This is a genomic window from Bradyrhizobium sp. STM 3566 (assembly GCF_045571445.1).
Lineage (GTDB): Bacteria > Pseudomonadota > Alphaproteobacteria > Rhizobiales > Xanthobacteraceae > Bradyrhizobium > Bradyrhizobium vignae.
Genome location: NZ_CP120692.1, coordinates 7,555,980 through 7,579,029, shown reverse-complemented (window position 1 = coordinate 7,579,029; position 23,050 = coordinate 7,555,980). Strand labels below are relative to the sequence as shown.

Genomic DNA, 23,050 nt, shown 5'->3' with positions numbered 1-23,050 from the left:
TTGCCGAAGTCCTTCCCGCCTACCCTGCGATCTCCAGCCCTGCGTTCGCGTACACCACTCCGCCGTCGACCGCGATGGTGTTGCCGACCACATAATCGCCGGCGCGCGAGGCGAGATAGATCGCGACGCCGGCCATGTCCTCGTCGCTGCCGATCCGCCGCGCCGGAATGCGCTTTGCGACCTCGTCGGCATGGTCGCGCGCGGCGCGGTTCATGTCGGACTTGAACGCGCCCGGCGCGATCGCGGTGACGTTGATGTTGTCCTTGATCAGCTTCGTCGCCATGCGCCGAGTCAGATGGATCACGGCCGCCTTGCTGGCAGCGTAGGAATACGTCTCGCTCGGATTGACGAAGATGCCATCGACGGAGGCGATGTTGATCACCTTCGCCGGCCGCTCCGCGCTCGCGGCCGCGCGGAGCGGCTTCGCCAGCGCCTTGGTCAGGAAGAACAGCGACTTGACGTTGAGGTCCATGACCTTGTCCCAGCCGCTTTCGGGGAATTCGTCGAACTCCGCGCCCCAGGCGGCGCCGGCATTGTTGACGAGAATGTCGAGCTTCGGCTCCAGCCTGATGATTTCGCCGGCGAGCCTGTTGCAGCCTTCGACGGTGGAGATGTCGATCGGCAGCGCGATGCATTCGCCGTCATATTGCGCGGTGAGCTCTTGCGCGGTCGCCTCGCACGGGCCGGCCTTGCGCGCGGTGATGTAGACCTTTGCCGCGCCGGCGCTGAGGAATCCCGCCGCGATCATCTTGCCGATGCCGCGCGAGCCGCCGGTCACCAGCGCGACACGGCCTTTGAGCGAGAACAGATCGTTGAACATGGTACCTCCCTTGGTTGGCGCTCGTTGTGAGCGGGGCCGGGAGGGGAGTCAAGGAAGGGCCGCCAACTCCGCCCTCATCCCGAAGGAGCGCGTCAGCGCGTCTCGAAGGATGCGGGCGGCCCATCCTTCGAGACGCGCTCCTTCGGAGCGCCCTCAGGATGAGGTCTGACTATGCGGACGAATCAAGCCGCCGCGATCCGGCGAAAGCCATTCCACATCGCGGTCGCGGCGCCCGAGGTCAGCACCGGCAGGATCCGCGTGTCCTGGTAGTTGCCATTGAGTGAGACGCGGGGCAGCGCGGTCATGTGGCCGGCATTCTCCGCGAACAGCATGCCGGGCCGCGTCGTCACCGCGGTCTTGAAGCCGGCGGATGCGGCAAGGGCGAATTCGCGCGTCCCCGCGGCGTCGCGGTCGCCATAGGGATAAGCGAGATGCAACACGGGGCGCTCCAGCGCCTGCTCGATCCGCGCGCGGCTCACGGCCATCTCCTGCGCGGCGATGTCTTCCGCCTGCTTGGCGAGGTTGCAATGGCTGACGCTATGCGCGCCGATCGTGACCAGCGGATCGGCGGCAAATGTCTTCACCTCGGCCCAGGACAGGCACAGGCTGCGGCACAGCGCTGCCATGTCGACGTCGTATGTCGTGCACAGCGCCCCGATCTCGCGCGCCAGGTCGTGCTCGCCCGGCAGCGCACGCAGCCAGTCGTGCAGGCGGTCGAACGCCGCCTGCTTCGCCGCAATCGTCGTCGCATCGAGCCGCAGCGCGGAATGGCCGATTTTGACCTCGATCTGCTCGGCTTTGGCGATCACGGCCTCCAGTGCTGTCCACCACAATCGTCCGGTGCCCTCGGCAAAATCGCTCGCGACATAGACCGCCAGCGGCGCGTCAAATTCGCGCAGCACCGGCAATGCGTAGTCCAGATTGTCGCGATAGCCGTCGTCGAGGGTGAAGGCGGCGAAGCGGCGGTCGAACCGGCCCTGCACCAGCCGCTCATGCAGTTCGTCCATGCTGACGATGTCGATGTCGCGCGAGCGCAAATGGCGCAGCGTCGCACGGAGGAATTCGGGGGTGACTTCGAGATGCCTGTTCGGCTGGAACGCGGCCTCACGGGCCGGCCGCACATGGTGCAGCATGAATATGGCGCCGACGCCGGACAAAAGCGGGCGCAGCAGGTGGTGTGCCCCGCTGAAATAGAGTGCTCCCAGCCCGGCCCGGATGACGTTGTTACGCAATTGTTTCATGACCGGCTGGGGGGACTCTGGCATTCCGGTTTCAACTTACGGAAGAACCCTTGAAGAAAAAGTTATTCCGATTGTCCGGCCGGGGCCTTCGGTACGGCGCCATTTCCGGTTTGACAGCCTGCCAAGGGTTTGTTTTGTCTCCGTTTCCAGAGTTCGGGTCGTCGAATGCAGAAGCTTTTCAGTTGGGCCAGCAAATGGTGGCCGGGGCTGATCCCCCTGGCCATCATGTGGGGATTTGCGGCCTGGAATAATACCTTACCGGTCGAGGCCGATCTTTCGGCCCGCAGTTCGGCTGCGCTGAAGGATACCGTTCTGGACAAGACCCGGATCGCGGTCGATGGCCGCGACGTCAGCCTTGCCGCGGATGCCTTTTCCGAGGAGGGGCGCCGCGACGCCGTGATGGCGGTCGAAACCGTCCCGGGCGTGCGGCTGGTCGACGACCGGACGCGCCTTGTTCCCGAGGCCAAGCCCTTCGTCTGGAACGCCGAGCGCGACGTGGTGCGGGTGACGCTGTCGGGCTCCGCGCCCTTGCCGTCGATGAAGGCGCGGCTGACCGAGGCTGCCCGCAAGGAGGTCGGCGGCGTCGAGGTGGCCGACCAGATGGGGCTGGCCCGCGGCGCGCCGCCTCGGTTCGAGGCCGCCGCGATGCTGTTGCTGGATCAGATCGGCAAGCTCAAGGACGGCAAGATCACGATCACGGACACCAAGGTCAATCTGTCGGGCATGGCGCGCGAGCTCGGCGGCCGCGAATCGATCGCAGCGGCGCTGAAGAACCTGCCGGAGGGTTTTTCGATTGCCGCCAACGAGATCAAGGCGCCGCCCTATATCTTCCAGGCCTACAAGGATCCGGTGGCAGCGACGGTGACGCTGACCGGCTACGTTCCCGACAACAACGTCCACGCGGCGATCGCCACCAGCGCGTCGCGAAAGTTCTTCACCGAGAAGGTCGTCGACAATCTCAAGGCCAGCATCGGCGCACCCGGCGCCTTCAGCACGGCAGTCGTCGCAGCGCTCGGCGCGCTGTCGCGGCTGTCGACCGGCACGCTCGTCGTCTCCGACCGCGAGGTGAAGCTGTCGGGCGATGCGCTTTACGAAGGAGCCGCCAACGACATCCGCGCAGGCCTCGGCAAGGACTTCCCGAAAAACTGGCAGTACAAGCCGGAGATCACCGTGAAGCCGGCGGCAGGCCCCGTCGACGGCACCGTGTGCCAGCAATTGTTCTCGGAACTCCTGACCAAGGGCAAGATCCGCTTCGCGACCAAGCGCGCGGAGATCGATCCTGACTCGGCCGGCATCCTCGATCGTCTCATCGAGACCGCGCTGCGCTGCCCCACCACCAATATCGAGGTCGTCGGACACACCGACGCCGACGGCGGGGACTCCTTCAACCAGGCGCTCTCGGAAAAGCGCGCGCAGGCGGTGATCGATTATCTGGTCAAGGCCGGCCTGCCCGCCAGCCGCTTCACCGCGGTCGGCCATGGCAGCACGCAGCCCGTCGCCGGCAACGACACCGATGAAGGCAAGGCGCAGAACCGCCGCATCGAATTTCTGGTGAGGTGACGATGCCTTATCTCGTCTCGTTCCATCTGGGCTGGCTGATCGGCTCGCTGCTGCTGGGCTTTTGCATGGGCTGGATCTCGGTGGTCCAGCGCGGCAACGGCACCTCGAAGGTGACGGCGCGCTGGCTCGCGGCGCTGGTTGCGGGCCTGGTCGCTGCCTCATTCACCCATGTGGTCCCCGGCCGTTTCGGCTACTGGCTCGATCTCGGGCTGGTCTTGTTCGCCTGCTACCTCGTCGGCTGCACCATCGGCGCCTGGTTGCGCGACCGGGTGGTCTCGCGCACCGTGCCGCCGGCCACTCCGTGATGTTGCCGTGCACCCTGACGTGACCAGCCGCGTCGATCATCCTCTTCAGCGGGCGGGCGTGCCCCATAGATTGACGTCGGCTTAACTCGTGACGGAACATTGCGCGGCCGAAATCATCAAAACTTCATGGCGTCTGCGCAAGATTGCCATGGAGATTCGCGTCGAGCCTTGCCGCCGAAAGCGCCAAGCCGTGCCCCAGGAGCCGTAACCCTGCCTAAAATATTGAAGGCACGTGTTTTTGTTCGAATTGGCGAATTCCACTTCGCCCGAAAACGCGCTAGTGGAGGGGGAGGGGGCATGCGCGATGCCGGAGCCGGCGGTGAAGGGCCGCCGCGTGCCTGTGCGTCGTTCGCCTGTTCTCCGGCCGTCCTGGCCGCTGAAGCGTTGTTCGAGGTCTAGATGCTGGAACCCATACGCAGGGCGATGACGTTTCTGCGCCAGAAGCAAATCCTGCATAAGCTTGGAGTTGTGATCAGCATCGCGGTCATCGGTATCGCTTGCTATGTGCTCTATCACATGCTGAGGGGCATCGATTTCAACGAGGTCCTCGAGGCGATCAAGAGCACCGAGCCGAGGCAGATCGCGATGGCGGCGCTGTTCGTCGCCGCGGGCTATTTCACCCTGACCTTCTACGACCTGTTCGCGGTGCGCGCGATCGGCCATGCCCATGTGCCCTATCGCATCAACGCGCTCGCGGCCTTCACCAGCTATTCGATCGGCCACAATGTCGGCGCGTCCGTCTTCACCGGCGGCGCGGTGCGCTACCGCATCTATTCGGCCTATGGGCTGAACGCGATCGACGTCGCAAAAATCTGCTTCCTCGCCGGCCTGACCTTCTGGCTGGGCAATGCCGCCGTGCTCGGCCTCGGCATCTCCTACCATCCGGAGGCCGCCGCCTCGATCGACCAGCTGCCGCCCTGGCTGAACCGGACGCTGGCGCTGATGATCATCGTCGCCCTGGTCGGCTACGTGGTCTGGGTCTGGACCCAGCCGCGGGTGGTCGGCCGCGGCCCGTGGACCGTGGTGCTGCCGGGCGGGCCGCTGACGCTGCTCCAGATCGTGATCGGCATCGTCGATCTCGGTTTCTGCGCGCTGGCGATGTACGTGCTGGTCCCGGACGAGCCCAATCTCGGTTTCGTCGTGGTCGCGGTGATCTTCGTCTCGGCGACCCTGCTCGGCTTCGCCAGCCATTCGCCCGGCGGCCTCGGCGTGTTCGATGCCGCCATGCTGGTCGGCCTCTGGCAGATGGACCGGGAGGAGCTGCTCGGCGGCATGCTGTTGTTCCGCGTCCTCTATTATCTGTCTCCCTTCGTCTTATCTGTAATCTTGCTGACGTTTCGAGAAGTTATCATCGGCGCGCGATCGAAGCGCCTGCAACAGGCGGCGCTCAAGCTGGACCCCGGCCCGGCGCCTGAAGCCGCCTATGTGAGAGAGCGCAGCGACAGCGGCGCCTGAACGGTGCCAAGTCCTTAGGACAAGTCCTCCAGGAGAAGCCCGTCCCGTGGCGATCGATGCCCCATCTTCTCCCTCCGCCCAGCCCTGGTCCGATCGGCTGCGGCACTCGACCATTATCCTGATCGCCGCGGCGCTGGCGCTGTCCGTCGTGGTCTCGCTCGGCGAATTGTCGGCGCTGCACGCCGCAATCGTGTTCCTCTGCATCGCGGCGGCTGCCCTGATCCCGTGGCGGCTGCACGATCCTGCCGCTTCCCGCGACGACGTCAGCCGCATCAACCCGGTCGAGAGCGCGGCGGTGGCCGCCGTGGTCGCCGGCATGCCCGATCCGGCGGTGCTGCTCGACCGCGCCGGCCGCGTCATCCACCTCAACGCCGCCGCCGCCCAGCTCGCGCCGGCGCTGCGCCGGAACGAGCTCGCCCAGTTCGCGCTGCGCTCGCCGGAGATCATCACGGCGCTGCGCGAGGCGATCGCGACCACGGAGCCGCGGCGCGCGACCTATCTCGACCATGTTCCGGTCGATCGATGGATGGAGCTCATGATCACGCCGGTGCCAGTGCCGACCAGCTTCGGGGGCGCCGACAAGTGCATGCTGATGACCTTCCACGATCAGACGCCGCTGCGCCGGGTCGAGGAAATGCGCGCCGACTTCGTCGCCAATGCCAGCCACGAGCTGCGCACGCCGCTAGCCGCGCTGTCGGGCTTCATCGACACCCTGCAGGGCCAGGCCAAGGACGATCCGAAGGCGCGGGAACGCTTCCTCGGCATCATGCACAACCAGGCCACCCGCATGGCGCGCCTGATCGACGATCTCCTGTCGTTGTCGCGGGTCGAGTTGTCGGCCCATGTCCGCCCCGACACCCTGGTCGATCTCGTGCCGATCATCCGCCAGGTCGCCGACGGGCTCGAGCCACTGGCACGTGAGCGCCAGGTCGAGGTCGAGATCCATCTGCCGGAGCCGCCGGTGATGATCGCGGGCGACCGCGAGGAGCTACTCCGCCTGTTCGAGAACCTGATCGAGAACGCGCTCAAATACGGGGCCTCGGGCGGACGCGTCATCGTGTCGCTGACATCAAGCGCGGCCGCTGACGGAGGTCAGGAAATCCGCGTCATGGTCCGCGATTTCGGCCCGGGCATTGCGCCGGAGCACCTGCCGCGGTTGACCGAGCGCTTCTACCGGGTCGACGTCGGCGACAGCCGCTCGCAAGGCGGCACCGGGCTCGGATTATCGCTGGTGAAACATATTCTTAACCGCCACCGCGGCCGGCTTCTGATCGAAAGCGTGCCTAGGCAGGGCGCCACTTTCACGGCCTGTTTTCCCCAGGCGAGGACTTCGGTGCAGGCCTGAAATTCTAGCGATTTCAATCGCTTGATTGTGTCATCCAACTGTCACGAAACCTTCGTAAAAGCACAGCCGACCGTTCCTAAAGGGGCGGTGCGGGGAGCGCGATCGGGCGCGGATGGCGCTTCGCTCCCCTGTATGGAGACCAGCATGAATTTCCTCAAAACGGTCGTCGCTGCCGGCTTGGTCGCCGCATCGACGACGGCAGCCTTTGCGGCCGATATCACCGGTGCCGGCGCGACGTTCCCGTTCCCGATCTATTCGAAATGGGCTGACGCCTACAAAAAAGAGACCGGCAACGGTCTGAACTACCAGTCGATCGGCTCGGGCGGCGGCATCAAGCAGATCCAGGCCAAGACCGTGACCTTCGGCGCCAGCGACGCGCCGCTCAAGGCCGAGCAGCTCGAGAAGGACGGCCTCGTCCAGTGGCCGATGGTGATGGGCGCCATCGTTCCCGTCGTCAACATCGAGGGCGTGAAGCCCGGCGAGATGGTGTTCGATGGCGAAATCCTGGCCAATATCTATCTCGGCAAGATCACCAAGTGGGACGACGCCGCGATCAAGAAGCTCAATCCGAACGTGAAGCTGCCGTCGGAGCCGATCACCGTGGTCCGCCGCTCGGACGGCTCGGGCACCACCTTCAACTTCACCAACTATCTCTCCAAGGCCAGCGCGGATTGGAAGAGCAAGGTCGGCGAGGGCACCGCGGTCGAGTGGCCGGTCGGCGTCGGCGCCAAGGGCAACGAAGGCGTGTCGGGCAACATCAGCCAGACCAAGAACTCGATCGGCTATGTCGAGTATGCCTATGCCAAGCAGAACAAGCTGACCTACACCGGTCTCGTCAACAAGGCCGGCAAGCCGGTGCAGCCGACCGTCGAAGCCTTCCAGGCGGCCGCCTCCAACGCCGACTGGGCCAAGGCGCCCGGCTACTACGTCATCCTGACCGATCAGCCCGGCGACAAGTCCTGGCCGATCACCGCAGCGACCTTCATCCTCATGCACAAGGAAGCCACCGACAAGGCGGCCTCGCAGGAAGCCATCAAGTTCTTCCGCTGGGCGTTCAAGAACGGCGGCAAGGCGGCCGAGGAGCTCGACTACATCCCGATGCCGGACAGCGTCGTCCAGCTGATCGAGAAGACCTGGGCTGCCGAGATCAAGAGCTGAGGCTCTCCTCTCGCGTCCCGGACGCGGTGCAGCACGCAAGTGCTGCTCCGCAGCGCCGGGACCCACAAGAACTGGGCCCTGGACGCGGCGCGGCACTTCGCACCGCGTCCGGGGCACGAGACCCAATAAAACGTGTATTCTTTGGTACAGGGGATCGGCGTGGCAGAGATGGCCGTTCAGAGCGATGTAATCGACGACGCCGGACCGTATGACCGCGCCAAGGCCTTGAGCGCGTTCAAGCTCGGCGACGTCACCTTCTACTGGATCACGCGGTTGTCCGCCATCTCGGTGCTGCTGATCCTCGGCGGCATCATCATCTCGCTGATCGTCGGTGCGTTCCCGGCGATGAAGGAATACGGCATCTCCTTCCTGTGGACGCAGCGCTGGGCGCCGTCGGCCGATCCGCCCGTGCTCGGCGCGCTCGGGCCGATGTACGGTACGCTCGTCACCTCCTTCATCGCGATGCTGATCGCGATTCCCGTCGGTCTCGGCATTGCCATCTTCCTCACCGAGCTCTGCCCGCAATGGCTGCGCCGCCCGATCGGCATGGCGGTCGAGCTGCTCGCCGGCATTCCCTCGATCATCTACGGCATGTGGGGCTTCTTCGTGCTGGGCCCGTTCCTGGCCAACACCTTCCAGCCCTTCATGATCCGGGTGTTCGACGGTGTTCCCGTGCTGGGCGCGATCTTCGCAGGTCCTCCGTCCTATCTCAGCCTGTTCAACGCCGCGCTGATCCTCGCCATCATGGTGCTGCCTTTCATCACCTCGATCTCGGTCGACGTGTTCAAGACTGTGCCGCCGGTCTTGAAGGAAGCCGCCTATGGCGTCGGCTGCACCACCTGGGAAGTCGTCCGCAGCGTCGTGATCCCCTACACCCGCGTCGGCATCATCGGCGGCGTCATGCTGGCGCTGGGCCGCGCGCTCGGCGAGACCATGGCGGTGACCTTCATCATCGGCAACTCGTTCCGGATCTCCTCGTCGATCTTCGCCCCGGGCACCACGATCTCGGCAGCGATCGCCTCCGAGTTCGCCGAGAGCGACGGCCTGCATCAGTCCGGCCTGATCCTGCTCGGCTTGCTCCTGTTCGTGCTGACGTTCTTCGTGCTCGCGGCCGCGCGGCTGATGCTGCTGCGTCTGGAAAAGAAGGCGGGGAAGTGACATGAATCCGATCTATTCACGCCGCCGCCGCAAGGACATCGTCATCCGCGGGCTCTGCATCGGCGCCGCCGCCTTCGGTGTCACCTGGCTCGCGCTGATCCTGATCACGCTGCTCTACAACGGTCTGGCCGGCCTGAACCTGCAGGTCTTCACCGAGAATACGCCGCCGCCGGGCTCGACCGAGGGCGGCCTGCTCAACGCCATCGTCGGCTCGCTGATCATGACCGTGCTCGGCGTCGGCATCGGCGCGCCGCTCGGCCTGTTCGCCGGCACCTATCTTGCCGAATACGGCCGCAACGACAAGCTGACCTCGGTGATCCGCTTCATCAACGACATCCTCTTGTCGGCGCCCTCGATCATCATCGGCCTGTTCATCTACGGCGCGGTGGTGGTGCCGATGCGCGGCTTCTCGGCGATCGCAGGCAGCCTCGCGCTCGCCGTCATCGTGATCCCGGTCGTGGTGCGCACCACGGAAGACATGTTGCTGCTGGTGCCGAACCCGCTGCGCGAAGCCGCCAGCGCACTGGGCCTGCCGCGCTCGCTGGTGATCAAGCGGATCGCCTATCGCGCCGCGCGCTCCGGCCTCATCACCGGCGTGCTGCTCGCCACGGCCCGCGTCGCCGGCGAGACCGCGCCGCTGTTGTTCACTGCGCTGTCGAACCAGTTCTTCAGCCTTGGCCTGAACAAGACGATGGCCAACCTGCCGGTCACCATCAACAACTTCGTGCAGAGCCCCTACGCCTACTGGAAGCAGCTCGCCTGGAGCGGCGCGCTGCTGATCACCCTGACCGTGCTTGCCCTGAACATTGGCGCGCGCATCATCGGCGCCGAGAGGACTGCAAAATGAGTGAAATGTCTGTTTCCGTGAGCGCGCCGACCGTTCATCCCGGCTCGCAGCTGCTGCCCGAGGCGCCCGCCAAGGTCACCGCGCGCAACCTGAATTTCTACTACGGCGAGCACCACGCGCTGAAGAACATCAACCTGGCGCTCGGCACCAACCGTGTCACGGCGTTCATCGGCCCGTCTGGGTGCGGCAAGTCGACCCTGCTGCGCATCTTCAACAGGATGTACGATCTCTATCCGGGCCAGCGCGCCACCGGCCAGCTGCTGCTCGACCACACCAACATCCTCGACCCCAAGCTGGATCTCAACCTGCTGCGGGCGCGGGTCGGCATGGTGTTCCAGAAGCCGACACCGTTCCCGATGACGATCTATGAGAACATCGCCTTCGGCATTCGTCTGTATGAGAAGATCTCGAAGTCTGAGATGGATGACCGCGTCGAGAAGGCGCTGCGCGGCGGCGCGCTGTGGAACGAGGTCAAGGACAAGCTCAATGCCTCCGGCCTGTCGCTCTCCGGCGGCCAGCAGCAGCGCCTCTGCATCGCCCGCACCGTCGCAGTGCGGCCCGAGGTGATCCTGTTCGACGAGCCCTGCTCGGCGCTCGACCCGATCTCGACCGCCAAGGTCGAGGAGCTGATCCAGGAACTGTCCGAGAACTACACGATCGCGATCGTCACCCACAACATGCAGCAGGCGGCGCGCGTCTCCGACAAGACGGCCTTCATGTATCTCGGCGAGTTGATCGAGTTCGACGACACCAGCAAGATATTCACGTCGCCGAGCGACCGGCGCACGCAGGATTACATTACCGGCCGGTTCGGCTGAGGAGACGGAACATGGGTTCTGAACATACCGCAAAGGCCTTCGACACCGACCTCCAGGAGCTCACCCGCCTGGTCGCCGAGATGGGCGGCATCGCCGAGCGCATGATCGTCGATTCCGTCGACGCGCTGATCCGCCGCGACGTCACGCTCGGGCAGCGCGTCGTCACCACCGATGCCGAGCTCGACGCGCTGCAGAAACGCATCGAGGAGCGTGCCGTGCTCACCATCGCCCGCCGCCAGCCGATGGCGGTGGATCTGCGCGAGATCGTCGGCGCCATGCGCGTCGCGACCGATCTGGAGCGCATCGGCGACCTCGCCAAGAACATGGGCAAGCGCGTCGCCGCGCTGGAGACGGATTTCCATCCGCTCAAGCTGTTCCGCGGCCTGGAACACATGACCGATCTCGTGCAGCAGCAGGTCAAGTCGGTGCTGGACGCCTATGCCGCGCACGATCTGCCGGCGGCGATGGCGGTGTGGAAGGGCGACGAGGAGGTCGACGCCATCTGCACCTCGCTGTTCCGCGAACTCCTCACCTATATGATGGAGGACCCGCGCAACATCTCGTTCTGCATCCACCTGATGTTCTGCGCCAAGAACATCGAGCGGATCGGCGATCACGCCACCAACATCGCCGAGACCGTGTTCTACATGATCGAGGGCCAGGCGATCACCGACAAGCGGCCGAAGGGCGACATGACGACCTTCGCCACGACGGTGCCGAATACCTAAGGGAGCGACGACAACATGGGCGCACGCATTATGGTGGTTGAGGACGAGGAAGCTCTCACCGAGCTTCTCCGCTACAACCTCGAAGGCGACGGCTATGACGTCGAGACGGTGATGCGCGGCGATGACGCCGACACCCGCCTCAAGGAGCACATTCCCGATCTGATCGTGCTCGACTGGATGCTGCCGGGCCTGTCAGGCATCGAGCTGTGCCGGCGGCTTCGTACCCGTCCCGAGACCAAGCAGCTGCCGATCATCATGCTCACGGCGCGCGGCGAGGAAAGCGAGCGGGTGCGTGGACTTGCGACCGGTGCCGACGACTACATCGTCAAGCCGTTCTCGGTGCCGGAGCTGCTCGCGCGCGTGAAGGGCCTCTTGCGGCGCGCGAGCCCCGAGCGGCTCGCCACCGTGCTCGCCTATGGCGATATCGAGCTCGATCGCGACAAGCGCCGCGTAGCGCGTTCGGGCCGGCCGATCGATCTCGGCCCGACCGAATATCGCCTCTTGGAGTTCTTCCTGGAGCATCCCGGCCGCGTGTTCTCGCGCGAGCAGCTGCTCGACAGTGTCTGGGGCCGCGACATCTACATCGACGAGCGCACCGTCGACGTCCATATCGGCCGCCTGCGCAAGCTGCTCAATCTCGGCCGCGAGCAGGACCCGATCCGCACCGTTCGCGGCGCCGGCTATGCGCTGGACGATCGTTTCGCGAAGGCAGAGCAGACGTAGGGTTTGCTGGCGTTGCTTTAGCGGGCTGCTGCCATAGCCTCAGTGTCGTCCCGGACAGGCGCGCGCAGATTCGGGACCCATAACGACAGGACGTGATTGTTTTGCGAAAGGGTAACTCGGAGTCCCCGTAACCACGTCTTGCGGTGGCTATTGGTCCCGGATCTGCGCGCGCTTGTGGCGCGCTTGCCGGGACGACTTCGGGTATGTTGAGCCGTCAGCGTGTGACGGCGCCGTCGTTGCAATCAGCTAGATCAACAAACTCACCGCGTGCCCGGCTTCGCCGGCGCGCGGCGACGATCCGCTGTGGGTTGATAGGCCACGCGCGAATGCTGTGCGCAGTAGGGCAGGCCGGAGAGCGCCTTGCCGCCGCAGAAGAAGAAATCCGGGCTCGAGGGATCGCCGACCGGCCAGTGGCAGGTCGCCTCGTTCAATTCCAGCAGCGACAGCCGCTGGCTCATCGGCACCACGTTGTCGTAGGTGACAGGTTCGGCCTCCACCTCGACCTCGAAGGCCTGCGCCAGCGCGGTGTTGCCGCGTGCGACGGGGCGGGTCACCCGCATCATGTGCTGCGCGGGCCGCGCCTTGCGCGGCCGGGGCGCTGCCGATGAAGGGCTCTTGGCGCGGCCGGACAGACCGAGCCGATGCACTTTGCCGATCACGGCATTGCGGGTCACATTGCCGAGCTCCGCCGCGATCTGGCTGGCCGAAAGTCCGGCCTCCCAGAGCTTTTTCAGCTGCTCGACGCGATCATCGGACCAGGTCAAAACCGTCATTGCACCCTTTCCCTCGCTGCGCGCCTGCCAACCTCTGGCCTTCGCAGCGAATGCCTAAAGCCTTGAAAAACCCGTGCCGCCCGAATCCCTTAAGGCTCGCCGGGCGCGCTCAAGGACGCCCGAACGTTTACGCCGGTACATGAGGACTCTTGGGATCAGAACCGCTGCACGAGATGTCGTATCTGACAGTCCAAACGCTACAATATGGCGTGACTCCCGCGCAAGAGTCCGCCGACTCGCTTCCACATGTTCCGTGGTGAAAACCCCGCAAAATCGGCACCGCAAGACTACGGATTCAGCGTTTCGCGAGGCTTTCCGGGCGGCATTGACACCCGTCTTGCCAGGCATAAGATAGTCTCACGTGCCGCCCTTAAAAGGCGGCACGTTTCGTTTTCCGGGGCCGGTTGATGGTGCGTTGCGCAATGCACGTCTCACACCGTCCGCAACATTCAAGTGACGTCATGACTGACAGCGCCGCGCCGCATTTGCTTCCCGTTTTCGCCAGGGCCGACCTCGGTTTCGAGCGCGGCGAAGGCTGCTGGCTGATCGCGGCCAATGGCGACCGCTATCTCGATTTCACCTCGGGCGTGGCGGTGAATGCGCTCGGCCATGTCCATCCCGCGCTGGTCAAGGCGTTGCAGGAGCAGGCGACGAAGCTCTGGCACATGTCGAACCTGTTCCAGAGCCCGGACGGCGAGAAGCTCGCGGCGCGTCTGTGCAAGGAAAGCTTCGCGGACTTCGTGTTCTTCTGCAATTCCGGCGCCGAGGCACTGGAAGGCGTGATCAAGCTGGTGCGCCATCATCACTTCTCCGAGGGACATCCGGATCGCTACCGCATCATCACCTTCGAGGGCGCCTTCCACGGCCGCACGCTGGCGACGCTCGCCGCCACCGGATCTGCAAAATATCTCGAGGGCTTCGGTCCGCCGATGGACGGGTTCGACCAAGTGCCACATGGCGACCTCGACGCCGTGAGGAAGGCGATCGGCCCGCACACCGCCGGCATCCTGATCGAGCCGATCCAGGGCGAGGGTGGCGTTCGTTCTGCGCCTCCCGGCTTCCTGAAGGCGCTGCGCGAGCTCTGCAACGAGCACGGCATATTGCTCGCCTTCGATGAGGTGCAGACCGGCATGGGCCGCACCGGCGATCTCTTCGCCTATCGGCGCACCGGCGTCACGCCCGACGTGATGTCGCTCGCCAAGGCGCTCGGCGGCGGCTTCCCGATCGGCGCGGTGCTGGCGACCGCGGAGGCGGCCGCTGGCATGGGGCCCGGCTCGCACGGCTCGACCTTCGGCGGCAATCCGCTCGCGATCTCGGCTGCGAACGCCGTGCTCGACGTCATGCTCAAGCCCGGCTTCTTCGATCACGTGCAGAAGATGTCGCTGCTGCTCAAGCAGAAGCTCGCCTCCGTGATCGACCGTCATCCCGATGTCGTCAGCGAGGTGCGTGGCGAGGGCCTCCTGATCGGCATCAAGGCCGTGGTGCCCTCGGGCGATCTCGTCGCGGCGCTGCGCGGCCAAAAACTGCTCACGGTCGGGGCTGGCGACAATGTCGTGCGCTTCCTGCCACCCTTGATCGTCACCGAGGCGGAGATCGAGGACAGCGTCGGACGGTTGGAGCGCGCCTGCGCTGCGATCTCGTCCAGTCAGACCAAGCGGGTGGCAAGTTGATGAGCAAGTCGCCGAAGCACTTTCTGGATATCAACGAGCTGCCGCTGTCGGAGCTCAAGAGCATGCTCGCCGCCTCTTCCGCCATGAAGGCGAAGCAGAAGGCGCATCAGCCGGTGAGACCGCTCGAAGGCAAGACGCTGGCGATGATTTTCGAGCGTCCCTCGACCCGCACCCGCGTCTCGTTCGACGTCGGCATGCGCCAGCTCGGCGGCGAGGCGATCATGCTCACCGGCGCCGAGATGCAGCTCGGCCGCGGCGAGACCATCGCCGACACCGCGCGCGTGCTGTCGCGCTATGTCGACGCCATCATGATCCGCATCCTCAATCACGATGCGCTGCTGGAGCTTGCGGCCAACGCCACCGTGCCCGTCATCAACGGCCTGACGCGGCGCTCGCATCCGTGCCAGGTGATGGCCGACCTCATGACTTATGAGGAGCATCGCGGCCCGATCGAGGGCAAGACCGTGGCCTGGACCGGCGACGACAACAACGTGCTGGCGTCCTGGGCCCATGCCGCCGAGCGTTTCAAATTCCAGCTCAACGTCGCAACGCCTCCGGAGCTCGCGCCGAAAAAGGCGATGCGCGACTGGATCAAGGCGACTGGCGCGCCGATCGTGCTCGGCAACGATCCGGAAGCCGCGGTGCGCGGCGCCGATTGCGTCGTCACCGACACCTGGGTGTCGATGGGCGACAAGGAGGGTGAGCACCGCCACAACGTTCTCAAGCCCTACCAGGTCAATGCCAAGCTGATGTCGCTCGCCAAGCCCGACGCGCTGTTCATGCACTGCCTGCCCGCCCATCGCGGCGAGGAGGTCACCGACGAGGTGATCGATGGCCCGCAATCGGTCGTGTTCGACGAGGCCGAAAACCGCCTGCACGCCCAGAAAGGCATTCTGGCCTGGTGCTTCGACGCGGTGAAGTAGCGGGGGTTGGCGTTTCGCCGGCCGCAAATACTATTCGTCGTCCCGGACAAGCGCAGCGCCCGACGACGCGCAGCGTTGTCTAGAGCGGAGCCCCGATCCGCGAGGACTCGGAGTTCTCGGCTCGCGCTATCATCCAATCCTCTGGTTATGGATGCCGGATCTGCGCTTGCGCTTGCCCGGGACGACACTGAGTTTGGGGCTCTTCACCCCCCTTCCATTTCCCACTCTCTGACCCCAGATAAAGCGCCATGGTTTCCCAATCCCCTGACATGAAAACCGGGCCTGAAGGCCCGGTTCGCGCACCATCGGCGGTTCCAATCGACGACGCCGTGCTGCCTTACGAGGTCGACGCGCTCGACGTGCGCGGGCGTCTGGTGCGGCTTGGTCCGACGCTGGACGACATTCTCACCAAGCACGACTATCCGGCGCCGGTCGGCAAGCTGCTCGGCGAGGCCATCGTGCTGACGACGCTGCTCGGCTCGGCGCTCAAATTCGAGGGCCGCTTCATTCTTCAGGCCCAGACCGACGGCCCGGTGTCGTTCCTGGTGGTGGACTACAAGTCGCCGGACCATCTGCGCGCCTATGCCCGCTTCGATGCCTCGCGCTTGGGCACGGCGAAGGATTCCGGCGCGCTGCTCGGCCGCGGCCATCTCGCCATGACCATCGACCAGGGCCCCGACATGAGTCGTTACCAGGGGTTGGTCGCGCTCGACGGCGGCAGCCTCGAAGACGCTGCCCACGAATATTTCCTGCGTTCCGAGCAGATCCCGACGCGCGTGCGTCTCGCGGTCGGCGAGGAGTGGCGCAGTAGCGACGGCGGCAAGCATCGCTGGCGCGCCGGCGGCATGCTGATGCAGTTTCTGCCCAAGGCGCCGGAGCGCGCACGTCAGGCCGATCTGCATCCCGGCGATGCGCCCGAAGGCACCGAGGCGCACAGCGTCACTGAGGACGACGCTTGGGTCGAGGCGCGCTCGCTGATCGAGACCGTCGAGGACGTCGAGCTGATCGATCCCGAGCTCTCGGGCGAGCGGCTGCTGTTCCGCCTCTTCCACGAGCGCGGCGTGCGCGTGTTCAATCCGCAGGTTCTCGATGCGCGGTGCTCCTGCTCGCGCGATGCTGTCGCCTCGATGCTCAAGAGCTTCTCGCCCGACGACCGCGCCGCCATGGTCAAGGACGACAAGGTCGTCGTCACCTGCGAGTTCTGCTCGTCGGTGTACCAGTTCACGCCGCACGAGGCGGGCGTGGGGGGCGCGTAGACGGCGTCCGTAGCCCGTAGCCTGTGTCGCCCTCTGTCAATCCCGTCACGCAAAGATATTCCGCTTTACCGAAATTCGGAATTGGCGTATGTATCGCCCATCCCGGCTCATTCTCGAGGGGCGATCATGAGGTCGTCATTGTCGCGAGCCGGGCTTGCGGTGGACGCAGCAGCGTCGTGTACGAGATGTCAAGGGCAGGGCGGATTGCTCTCCGTGAGCCCGAGGCTTCGTGCGGACGAGCGGCGCTGTCAGGTTCGTCGCGTCAGCATTTCGGTGGCAACGTGCACAACGCCGTCGAACCCTGTGGCGCCAACGAACCGTGCGTACGGCAAAACCGTGTGGTCCTGGCCGTCGTTGCTACGGTCAAGCTCTTGCGGAGGCGGCAGTCGCGTCAACCGGCGCGGTGCTGGTGAATTCCGCGAGCGCGAGGGAGGCCAGAAGGAATTCGGCTCCCAGGAGAGCGCGGCATAAGCCGTCCGACCATCGCGCAGGGAAGGCCGAGTGATTGGCTCCACCTGTATGCTGCTGTGCGGTCTTTTTGCGCGATCCTTTCGCGCAGCAGACCGCGGGTGCGAGGTCAGCACCCGGTCTTCCCCATAGGCGTTAAGGTAGCGCGAGCATCGATTGATACGGACGTTTTCGAGGAGGCTCGCGCAGGTGCCGCCCAAGCGCTCGCTTTCTGCGGCGAAAGCAACGGATGGTTGGTTGTGGAATGATCGCTTGTAGCAAGGATGCAACGAGTTGTTGCAAAACACGCCAAGCGCCAGGTGCCGTCAGGCGGCCTGCGTCCAGCGGGGAGAGTCCTCGAAGTCGCGGGCAAGCGGCTCGAGCAGCAGGATGATCAAGAGGTGTGCCAGCAAGTAGGGCTTGGCGGAGCGCGGATCGGTTCCAGGTGGCGTCTTGAGACCAATCAGACTCTTCAGTCGCTTGAAGCCAAGTTCGATGCGCCATCGCAGTCGATAGAGCGCGAGTACATCCTTGGTGGAGAACTCGTCCCGCGCGAGCGACGTGACCAGAATGACCCAATCCGCGGCTTCCAGAGTTTCTTTGGAGATGACGCGGTTTTCGTCTTGTGCGTCGCGCCGGGCTTTACGGCGCGAAGCCGCGACTGCACCGGCGGGCTTCTTGACTGCGACCAGACGCATAGCCAGAGGCGCACCGTCCTTGCGTTTGATCCAAATCCTCCGATCGATCAGTCCGTGCGCCTTCGCCGCACGCAATTGGGCCATCAGATCGAACGGAAGGCCTTTGGCATCAAGCCAACGTGCGTTCTTCCAGCCCGCTCGGATCAAAACGTCTGCCCCGGCGTCGCGCACAGCGGCGATGCGGTCAGGTTGTAGATAAGCGCGGTCAGCAATGCGGATCTCGTTCTTGACCACCGGTATCCGGTCAAACGTTTCGCCTTCTTGCTGATCTGTCAGCTCGAAGTGACCAAAGCGCTCATATGGCAGATCGAATGCACTATGAACGCGCCAAAGCTCACTGTTCCTGCGCGCAGCCGGTCCTGCCTGAGGCACTGTCGTCGCATCGATAATGCGGATCAGGCGGCCTCGGCTCGCTTTCGGGGCTGCCGCAGCGAGCAAGCCCTCCACCAGCACTGCAAACCAATCGCCACATTGACGCAGGCGATAGAACAACGCCACGCTGCTGAGGTCGGCAAGGCCAACAGAAGCGGCCCACGCGGCTGTCGATCTCAACCCTCTTTCACCCAGACAATAGGCCAGCATCAGCCGAAGTAACGCCACCGCATCTGGAATTTGGCGCCGCCGCACGAAAGCCTTCGTCTGGCGCGCACTTATTTCAAGCTGCGCAGCCCCGCCGAGCTGCGTAACCACTCTCGTCCAGTCCTCGTTCAGAAGCGATTCGTCTGCCATCCCGCCTTGGAATCACGTGTGATTCCAACACTCAAGAACAAACTTAACGCCTATGCGGTCTTCCCTGCGCCCTTGTGTCCCCGAAATCTGCCAGAATGTGGCAACGGGCGGTTGGATCAGAACCGCCCGTTGCCGGAACTGAGCCCGTTGCGCCCAAAGGCGACAGAGCCTGCTAAAGAGCAAGGGACAGCTCCGGTGTCTTCCTGAACCCGAACAGTTGCAAGGGCTGCGAGCCCGTACCAGGCAAGGAAGGGAGTGGATGATGACACAAGACGATCTGGTTGTCGTCGGCATCGATGTCGCTAAAGACAAGATTGATGCGTGCATTCGGACCGTAACGGAGCGGAAGACTTGCCCAACAACCGCGGCGGGGCGACGGAGCTTGATTGCATGGCTTCGCAAGCATCAGGTCGGCAAGGCAGTGATGGAGGCAAGCGGCGGCTACGAGCGGGTATGGGCCAAGGCGTTGCGCCAAGCAGGGCTGGAAGTACGGATCGTCGATCCCAAACGGGTTCGCCACTTTGCGGAATCGGCGGGACGCCTTGCGAAAAATGACAAGATCGACGCGGAGATGATCTCCTGGTTCGCCGAGACATTCGGCGAGGCTCCCAGCCAAGTCGACAATCCCGCTCACGAGGAGATGAAGGCACTGGTGAAGGGACGCCAAGGCCTGCTTGACGTCAGGGCTCGCCTGGAAATGCAGAAGGAGCATGAGGCGCCGGCCCTTGTTCAGAAGGCTCGCGCGCGTCTTCTTAAGAAGCTGGCTGACGAAATCGCCGCGCTCGAGACCGCGATCGCGGCGACGATCAAGACAACGCCGGACTTTGCCAAACGTGCCGAGATCATCCAGAGCGTACCAGGCTTTGCTGAGGGGACCGCAATGGCGCTGCTTGGAGGACTACCGGAGCTGGGGCAGGTGAGCGACGAAGTTGCCGCCGCGTTGATGGGCGTTGCTCCTTATGACGATGATAGCGGCAAACGTCGAGGTGAACGCTGCATCAAGGGTGGCCGCCGCTGGGTGCGAAATGCCCTCTACATGCCCTGTGTCGGTGCCGCAACGCTGAACAATCCGGTGTTCAAGGCCTTCTACGAACGGCTGATTGCCAAGGGCAAGCCGCCAAAGGTCGCGATCGTCGCCTGCATGCGCAAGCTGATCATCATCCTCAACACCATGATCGCGCGCGGCGAGACGTGGGATCCGAAGAAATACAGGGTGGCCTGACGAGCGCGCCTATCTCGCGCTCGGACCTCGGCCGAGCGCATGCAAAGCCAACAGACCGGTGAGCGGACGGGGTCAAGGCCGTCAGCCGCCGCAGGCGGGGGCGCGCCAGCGCCAGCCTTGAGGCCGGCCGATCGCCGGGCTACTTCGCCACAGTTGCTTGGCTTAGAGGGTGGAGCGATCAAGCAAAGCTCGGGCGAATTGCGCCGCGAGGACGCGAAGGCATGTCTGCAGCCACGCACACGCTGTCACCTCACACTCCGTCATTGCGAGCGCAGCGAAGCAATCCAGAATCTTTCCGCGGCGGGATTCAGGATTGCTTCGTCGCAAGGGCTCCTCGCAATGACGAGGAGGGGAGAGCGTGTACCACACGCCTCTCGCGTGCCCCGGACGCAGCGCAGCGTGCCCGGCAATGCAAAGTATCGTCCGGAGTGATGCGCTGCAGAGCCGGGGCTCATGTCGCCGCACCGCGCCCTGTTGCCCGGGGTCCCGGCTCGGCGCCGCAGCGCTTCCGCGCGACAGCCTGTCCGGGACGAGGTGAACGATGCGCCGTTAATTCAAAACCCGCTTGCTGTCCGGGCTGTCCAGCGAGAATGTCGGCACGTCGATCTCGAACCGCTCGCCGGTTTCGCTGACCATCTGGTAGCGGCCGGTCATGAAGCCCGAGGCGGTCGAGAGCGGCACGCCGGAGGTGTATTCGAAGCGCTCGCCGGGGGCCAGGATCGGCTGCTCGCCGACCACGCCCTCGCCCTTCACCTCCTGCTGGCGGCCGGAGGCATCGGTGATGATCCAGTGCCGCGTCTTGAGCTGCACGGTCTCCTCGCCCGAATTGGTGATGACGATGGTATAGGACCAGAAGTAGCGCGAGCGGTCGGCCGACGACTGCTCCGGAACAAAGTTCGGCTCGACGGTCACTTCGATCTGGCGGGTCACGGCGCGGTACATGGCTGCCATCATACCGAAATCCGGCCGGGGAACCAAACGCCGCGGGTGGCTTTGGCGACATCGTCCCGCCAGAATTCGAGGGGAAGGACGCTCCCAAGCGAGACACCCTTATGTGATCCGGCCGCTTTGCGAGACGACAGCCGGACCATTAAACTCCTTCAACGTCGCGATTTGCGGAAGGGTTGTTAGGCCCCCGATGACCATTGCCGACCAAGTGACGGGATCGACGATCTCGGGAACCGCGGAAGTCAAACCCGCAGAGGCCAAGCCGCGCGCCGCCGCGCCGGCCATCACGCTGCCCGCCGTCGGCGAGCGCGAGCTCCGGCTCGATCTGTTCCGCGGCCTCGCGCTGTGGCTGATCTTCATCGACCATCTGCCGACGAGCCTGCTCACCTGGTTTACCATCCGCAATTACGGCTTCAGCGACGCCACCGAGATCTTCATCTTCATCTCGGGCTATACCGCGGCCTTCGTCTACGGCAGGGCGATGTTGGAGGGCGGATTCGTCATCGCCACCGCGCGCATCCTGCGCCGGGTCTGGCAGATCTATGTCGCCCACGTCTTCCTGTTCACGATCTTCCTCGCCGAAATCTCCTACGTGGCGACCAGATTCGAGAACCCCCTCTACACCGAAGAGATGGGCATCATGGACTTCCTCAAGCAGCCCGACGTCACCATCGTGCAGGCGCTGCTCTTGCGCTTCCGCCCCGTCAACATGGACGTGCTGCCGCTTTATATCGTGCTGATGCTGGCGCTACCCTTGATCCTGTGGTCGATGAAGTGGAAGCCAGACGTCACGCTCGGCCTCTCGGTGGTGCTCTATGCCGTGACGTGGGAATACGACCTCTACTTCTCGGCCTATCCGAACGGCTTCTGGGCCTTCAATCCCCTGGCATGGCAATTGCTCTTCGTCTTCGGTGCATGGTGCGCGCTCGGAGGTGCGCGCCGCATGTCGCGTATCCTGGCCTCGCCGGTGACCATGTGGATCTCGATCGCCTATCTCGTCGCGGCGTTCTACGTGACGCTGACCTGGTACGTGCCGCAGCTCTCACAGTTCATGCCGAAGCGGATCGAGCAGTGGATGTATCCGATCGACAAGACCGACCTCGACGTGCTGCGCTTCACGCATTTCCTGGCGCTCGCCGCGCTCACCGTGCGCTTCCTGCCCCGGGATTGGCCGGGCTTGAAATCGCGCTGGCTGCGACCATTGATTCTATGTGGTCAGCATTCCCTCGAGATCTTCTGTCTCGGGGTGTTCCTGGCCTTCGCCGGCCATTTTATTCTCGCCGAAGTCTCCGGCGGCGCAGCCATGCATGCGCTGATTAGTCTCTCCGGGATCCTGATCATGTGGGGCGTGGCCTGGGTGATTTCGTGGTACAAGCGCGTGGCTGACAAGAGCGGTGCGAAAACCAAAAACGCCGTCGGCAACGCCGATCTGGCGGGAGGGGGCTGATGAAGGCGAAGGTTCTCCTGAGCCTGATCCTGCTATGCGGTGGCCTCGCCGCGCCTGTGGCGCGTGCGGGCGATGCTGCGCCTGTCGCTTCCCATGCGCCCGCAGCCTGCGAATTGCCGCCCTATCTGCTGACCAGCGAAAGCCAGCTGCCCAAGGTTGCCGACGCCGTCAAGGCCGGCAAGCCGCTCGACATCCTGGTCATCGGCAGCCGCTCGACCACGATTCCGTCGTCGGAGAGCAGCTCATACCCGGCGCGCATGGAGGCGATCCTGAAGGAGAAGCTGCCACCGTCCGAGGTCGTGCACGTCTCCGTAGAAATACAGAGCAAGAAGACGGCAGAGGAGACCGCCTCCACCTTCGTTAAGCTGCTGGAAGCAAGAAAGCCTACTTTGGTGATCTGGCAGACCGGGACCGTGGATGCTATTCGATCCATCGATCCCGATGAATTTCGTAGCGCGGTGACCGACGGGGTTGTTGCGCTGCAAAAGACAGGGGCTGACGTCGTCTTGATGAATTTGCAGTACAGCCCGCGCACCGAAACCATGATCTCGGCGCAGCCTTTTCTCGATAACATGCGCGTGGTGGCGCAGGAGCACGACATCCCGCTGTTCGATCGTTTCGCGATCATGCGGCAGTGGAATGATCAGGGCCAGTTCGACCTGTTCAGCCCGTCCCACGGGCCTGAGCTGGCGAAGCAGGTCCATGATTGCCTTGGCCGGGCGTTGGCACAATTCGTGATCGACGCCGCTCATCTGGAGCCGGCCCAGCAGCAGAATTGA

General features: G+C 64.4%; 21 protein-coding genes. 16 read left to right on the top strand and 5 right to left on the bottom strand.

The window, feature by feature from the left end; all coding sequences use genetic code 11:
* Positions 1-19: 19 nt before the first annotated feature.
* Together P6U27_RS36030 and P6U27_RS36025 are read right to left on the bottom strand one after the other, a co-directional pair.
* On the bottom strand, positions 20-820 hold the full coding sequence (locus tag P6U27_RS36030; protein WP_122406092.1) for an SDR family oxidoreductase: 801 nt from the start codon (positions 818-820) through the stop codon (positions 20-22).
* Between the two features lie 182 nt (positions 821-1,002).
* Positions 1,003-2,061 (bottom strand): polysaccharide deacetylase family protein, encoded by a 1,059-nt coding sequence (locus tag P6U27_RS36025; protein WP_122406091.1) that lies wholly within the window; start codon positions 2,059-2,061, stop codon positions 1,003-1,005.
* 165 nt (positions 2,062-2,226) lie between these two features.
* On the opposite strand from P6U27_RS36025, the gene P6U27_RS36020 reads away from it, so the two are divergent.
* The 10 genes from P6U27_RS36020 (at position 2,227) to phoB (ending at position 12,158) form a co-directional block, all read left to right on the top strand.
* Positions 2,227-3,621 (top strand): OmpA family protein, encoded by a 1,395-nt coding sequence (locus P6U27_RS36020; protein WP_407193481.1) that lies wholly within the window; start codon positions 2,227-2,229, stop codon positions 3,619-3,621.
* A 2-nt stretch (positions 3,622-3,623) separates the two neighbouring features.
* The gene (locus P6U27_RS36015) at positions 3,624-3,926 is read left to right on the top strand and encodes a hypothetical protein (RefSeq protein ID WP_162500501.1); all 303 of its coding nucleotides are present in this window, start codon (positions 3,624-3,626) and stop codon (positions 3,924-3,926) included.
* Positions 3,927-4,325: 399 nt separating this feature from the next.
* Positions 4,326-5,381 (top strand): lysylphosphatidylglycerol synthase domain-containing protein, encoded by a 1,056-nt coding sequence (locus P6U27_RS36010; protein WP_122406088.1) that lies wholly within the window; start codon positions 4,326-4,328, stop codon positions 5,379-5,381.
* A 46-nt stretch (positions 5,382-5,427) separates the two neighbouring features.
* A complete protein-coding gene (locus P6U27_RS36005; RefSeq protein ID WP_122406087.1) occupies positions 5,428-6,726 on the top strand; it encodes an ATP-binding protein in 1,299 nt (432 codons plus the stop codon).
* A 144-nt stretch (positions 6,727-6,870) separates the two neighbouring features.
* On the top strand, positions 6,871-7,884 hold the full coding sequence (gene pstS / locus P6U27_RS36000) for a phosphate ABC transporter substrate-binding protein PstS (protein WP_407193480.1): 1,014 nt from the start codon (positions 6,871-6,873) through the stop codon (positions 7,882-7,884).
* Between the two features lie 168 nt (positions 7,885-8,052).
* The gene (pstC, locus tag P6U27_RS35995) at positions 8,053-9,042 is read left to right on the top strand and encodes a phosphate ABC transporter permease subunit PstC (protein ID WP_164937228.1); all 990 of its coding nucleotides are present in this window, start codon (positions 8,053-8,055) and stop codon (positions 9,040-9,042) included.
* Between the two features lies 1 nt (position 9,043).
* Positions 9,044-9,889, top strand: coding sequence for a phosphate ABC transporter permease PstA (gene pstA, locus P6U27_RS35990; RefSeq protein WP_129145930.1), 846 nt, complete (start codon positions 9,044-9,046; stop codon positions 9,887-9,889).
* Positions 9,886-10,707 carry a phosphate ABC transporter ATP-binding protein PstB gene (gene pstB / locus P6U27_RS35985; protein WP_122406084.1) on the top strand — a complete coding sequence of 274 codons (822 nt, stop codon included), beginning with the start codon at positions 9,886-9,888 and terminating at the stop codon, positions 10,705-10,707. The genes pstA and pstB overlap by 4 nt, the downstream gene beginning before the upstream one ends.
* A gap of 11 nt (positions 10,708-10,718) precedes the next feature.
* Entirely contained in the window at positions 10,719-11,435 is a 717-nt protein-coding gene (phoU, locus tag P6U27_RS35980; RefSeq protein ID WP_122406083.1) for a phosphate signaling complex protein PhoU, read from the top strand.
* Positions 11,436-11,450: 15 nt separating this feature from the next.
* Entirely contained in the window at positions 11,451-12,158 is a 708-nt protein-coding gene (gene phoB / locus P6U27_RS35975) for a phosphate regulon transcriptional regulator PhoB (RefSeq protein ID WP_008143479.1), read from the top strand.
* Positions 12,159-12,418: 260 nt separating this feature from the next.
* Here phoB and P6U27_RS35970 read toward each other — a convergent pair whose 3' ends face one another.
* Positions 12,419-12,931, bottom strand: coding sequence for a GcrA family cell cycle regulator (locus P6U27_RS35970; RefSeq protein WP_122406082.1), 513 nt, complete (start codon positions 12,929-12,931; stop codon positions 12,419-12,421).
* A gap of 461 nt (positions 12,932-13,392) precedes the next feature.
* Here P6U27_RS35970 and P6U27_RS35965 point away from each other — a divergent pair, with 461 nt between their 5' ends.
* From P6U27_RS35965 to P6U27_RS35955, 3 genes are all read left to right on the top strand, one after another.
* Entirely contained in the window at positions 13,393-14,601 is a 1,209-nt protein-coding gene (locus tag P6U27_RS35965) for an aspartate aminotransferase family protein (RefSeq protein ID WP_122406081.1), read from the top strand.
* Complete coding sequence (gene argF / locus P6U27_RS35960; RefSeq protein ID WP_122406080.1) at positions 14,601-15,524, top strand: ornithine carbamoyltransferase; 924 nt, start codon at positions 14,601-14,603, stop codon at positions 15,522-15,524. The genes P6U27_RS35965 and argF overlap by 1 nt, the downstream gene beginning before the upstream one ends.
* Before the next feature lie 248 nt (positions 15,525-15,772).
* Positions 15,773-16,780: an Hsp33 family molecular chaperone gene (locus P6U27_RS35955; protein WP_122406079.1), complete on the top strand. Its 1,008-nt coding sequence runs from the start codon at positions 15,773-15,775 to the stop codon at positions 16,778-16,780.
* A 773-nt stretch (positions 16,781-17,553) separates the two neighbouring features.
* On the opposite strand, the gene P6U27_RS35950 is transcribed toward P6U27_RS35955, so the two are convergent.
* A complete protein-coding gene (locus P6U27_RS35950; RefSeq protein ID WP_122402213.1) occupies positions 17,554-18,654 on the bottom strand; it encodes an IS4 family transposase in 1,101 nt (366 codons plus the stop codon).
* Between the two features lie 259 nt (positions 18,655-18,913).
* On the opposite strand from P6U27_RS35950, the gene P6U27_RS35945 reads away from it, so the two are divergent.
* The gene (locus tag P6U27_RS35945; RefSeq protein ID WP_244607735.1) at positions 18,914-19,876 is read left to right on the top strand and encodes an IS110 family transposase; all 963 of its coding nucleotides are present in this window, start codon (positions 18,914-18,916) and stop codon (positions 19,874-19,876) included.
* Between the two features lie 549 nt (positions 19,877-20,425).
* On the opposite strand, the gene apaG is transcribed toward P6U27_RS35945, so the two are convergent.
* Positions 20,426-20,818, bottom strand: coding sequence for a Co2+/Mg2+ efflux protein ApaG (apaG, locus tag P6U27_RS35940; protein WP_025033430.1), 393 nt, complete (start codon positions 20,816-20,818; stop codon positions 20,426-20,428).
* A gap of 196 nt (positions 20,819-21,014) precedes the next feature.
* On the opposite strand from apaG, the gene P6U27_RS35935 reads away from it, so the two are divergent.
* Both P6U27_RS35935 and P6U27_RS35930 read left to right on the top strand, forming a co-directional pair.
* The gene (locus P6U27_RS35935) at positions 21,015-22,271 is read left to right on the top strand and encodes an OpgC domain-containing protein (RefSeq protein ID WP_122406076.1); all 1,257 of its coding nucleotides are present in this window, start codon (positions 21,015-21,017) and stop codon (positions 22,269-22,271) included.
* Entirely contained in the window at positions 22,271-23,050 is a 780-nt protein-coding gene (locus tag P6U27_RS35930) for an SGNH/GDSL hydrolase family protein (RefSeq protein ID WP_122406075.1), read from the top strand. The genes P6U27_RS35935 and P6U27_RS35930 overlap by 1 nt, the downstream gene beginning before the upstream one ends.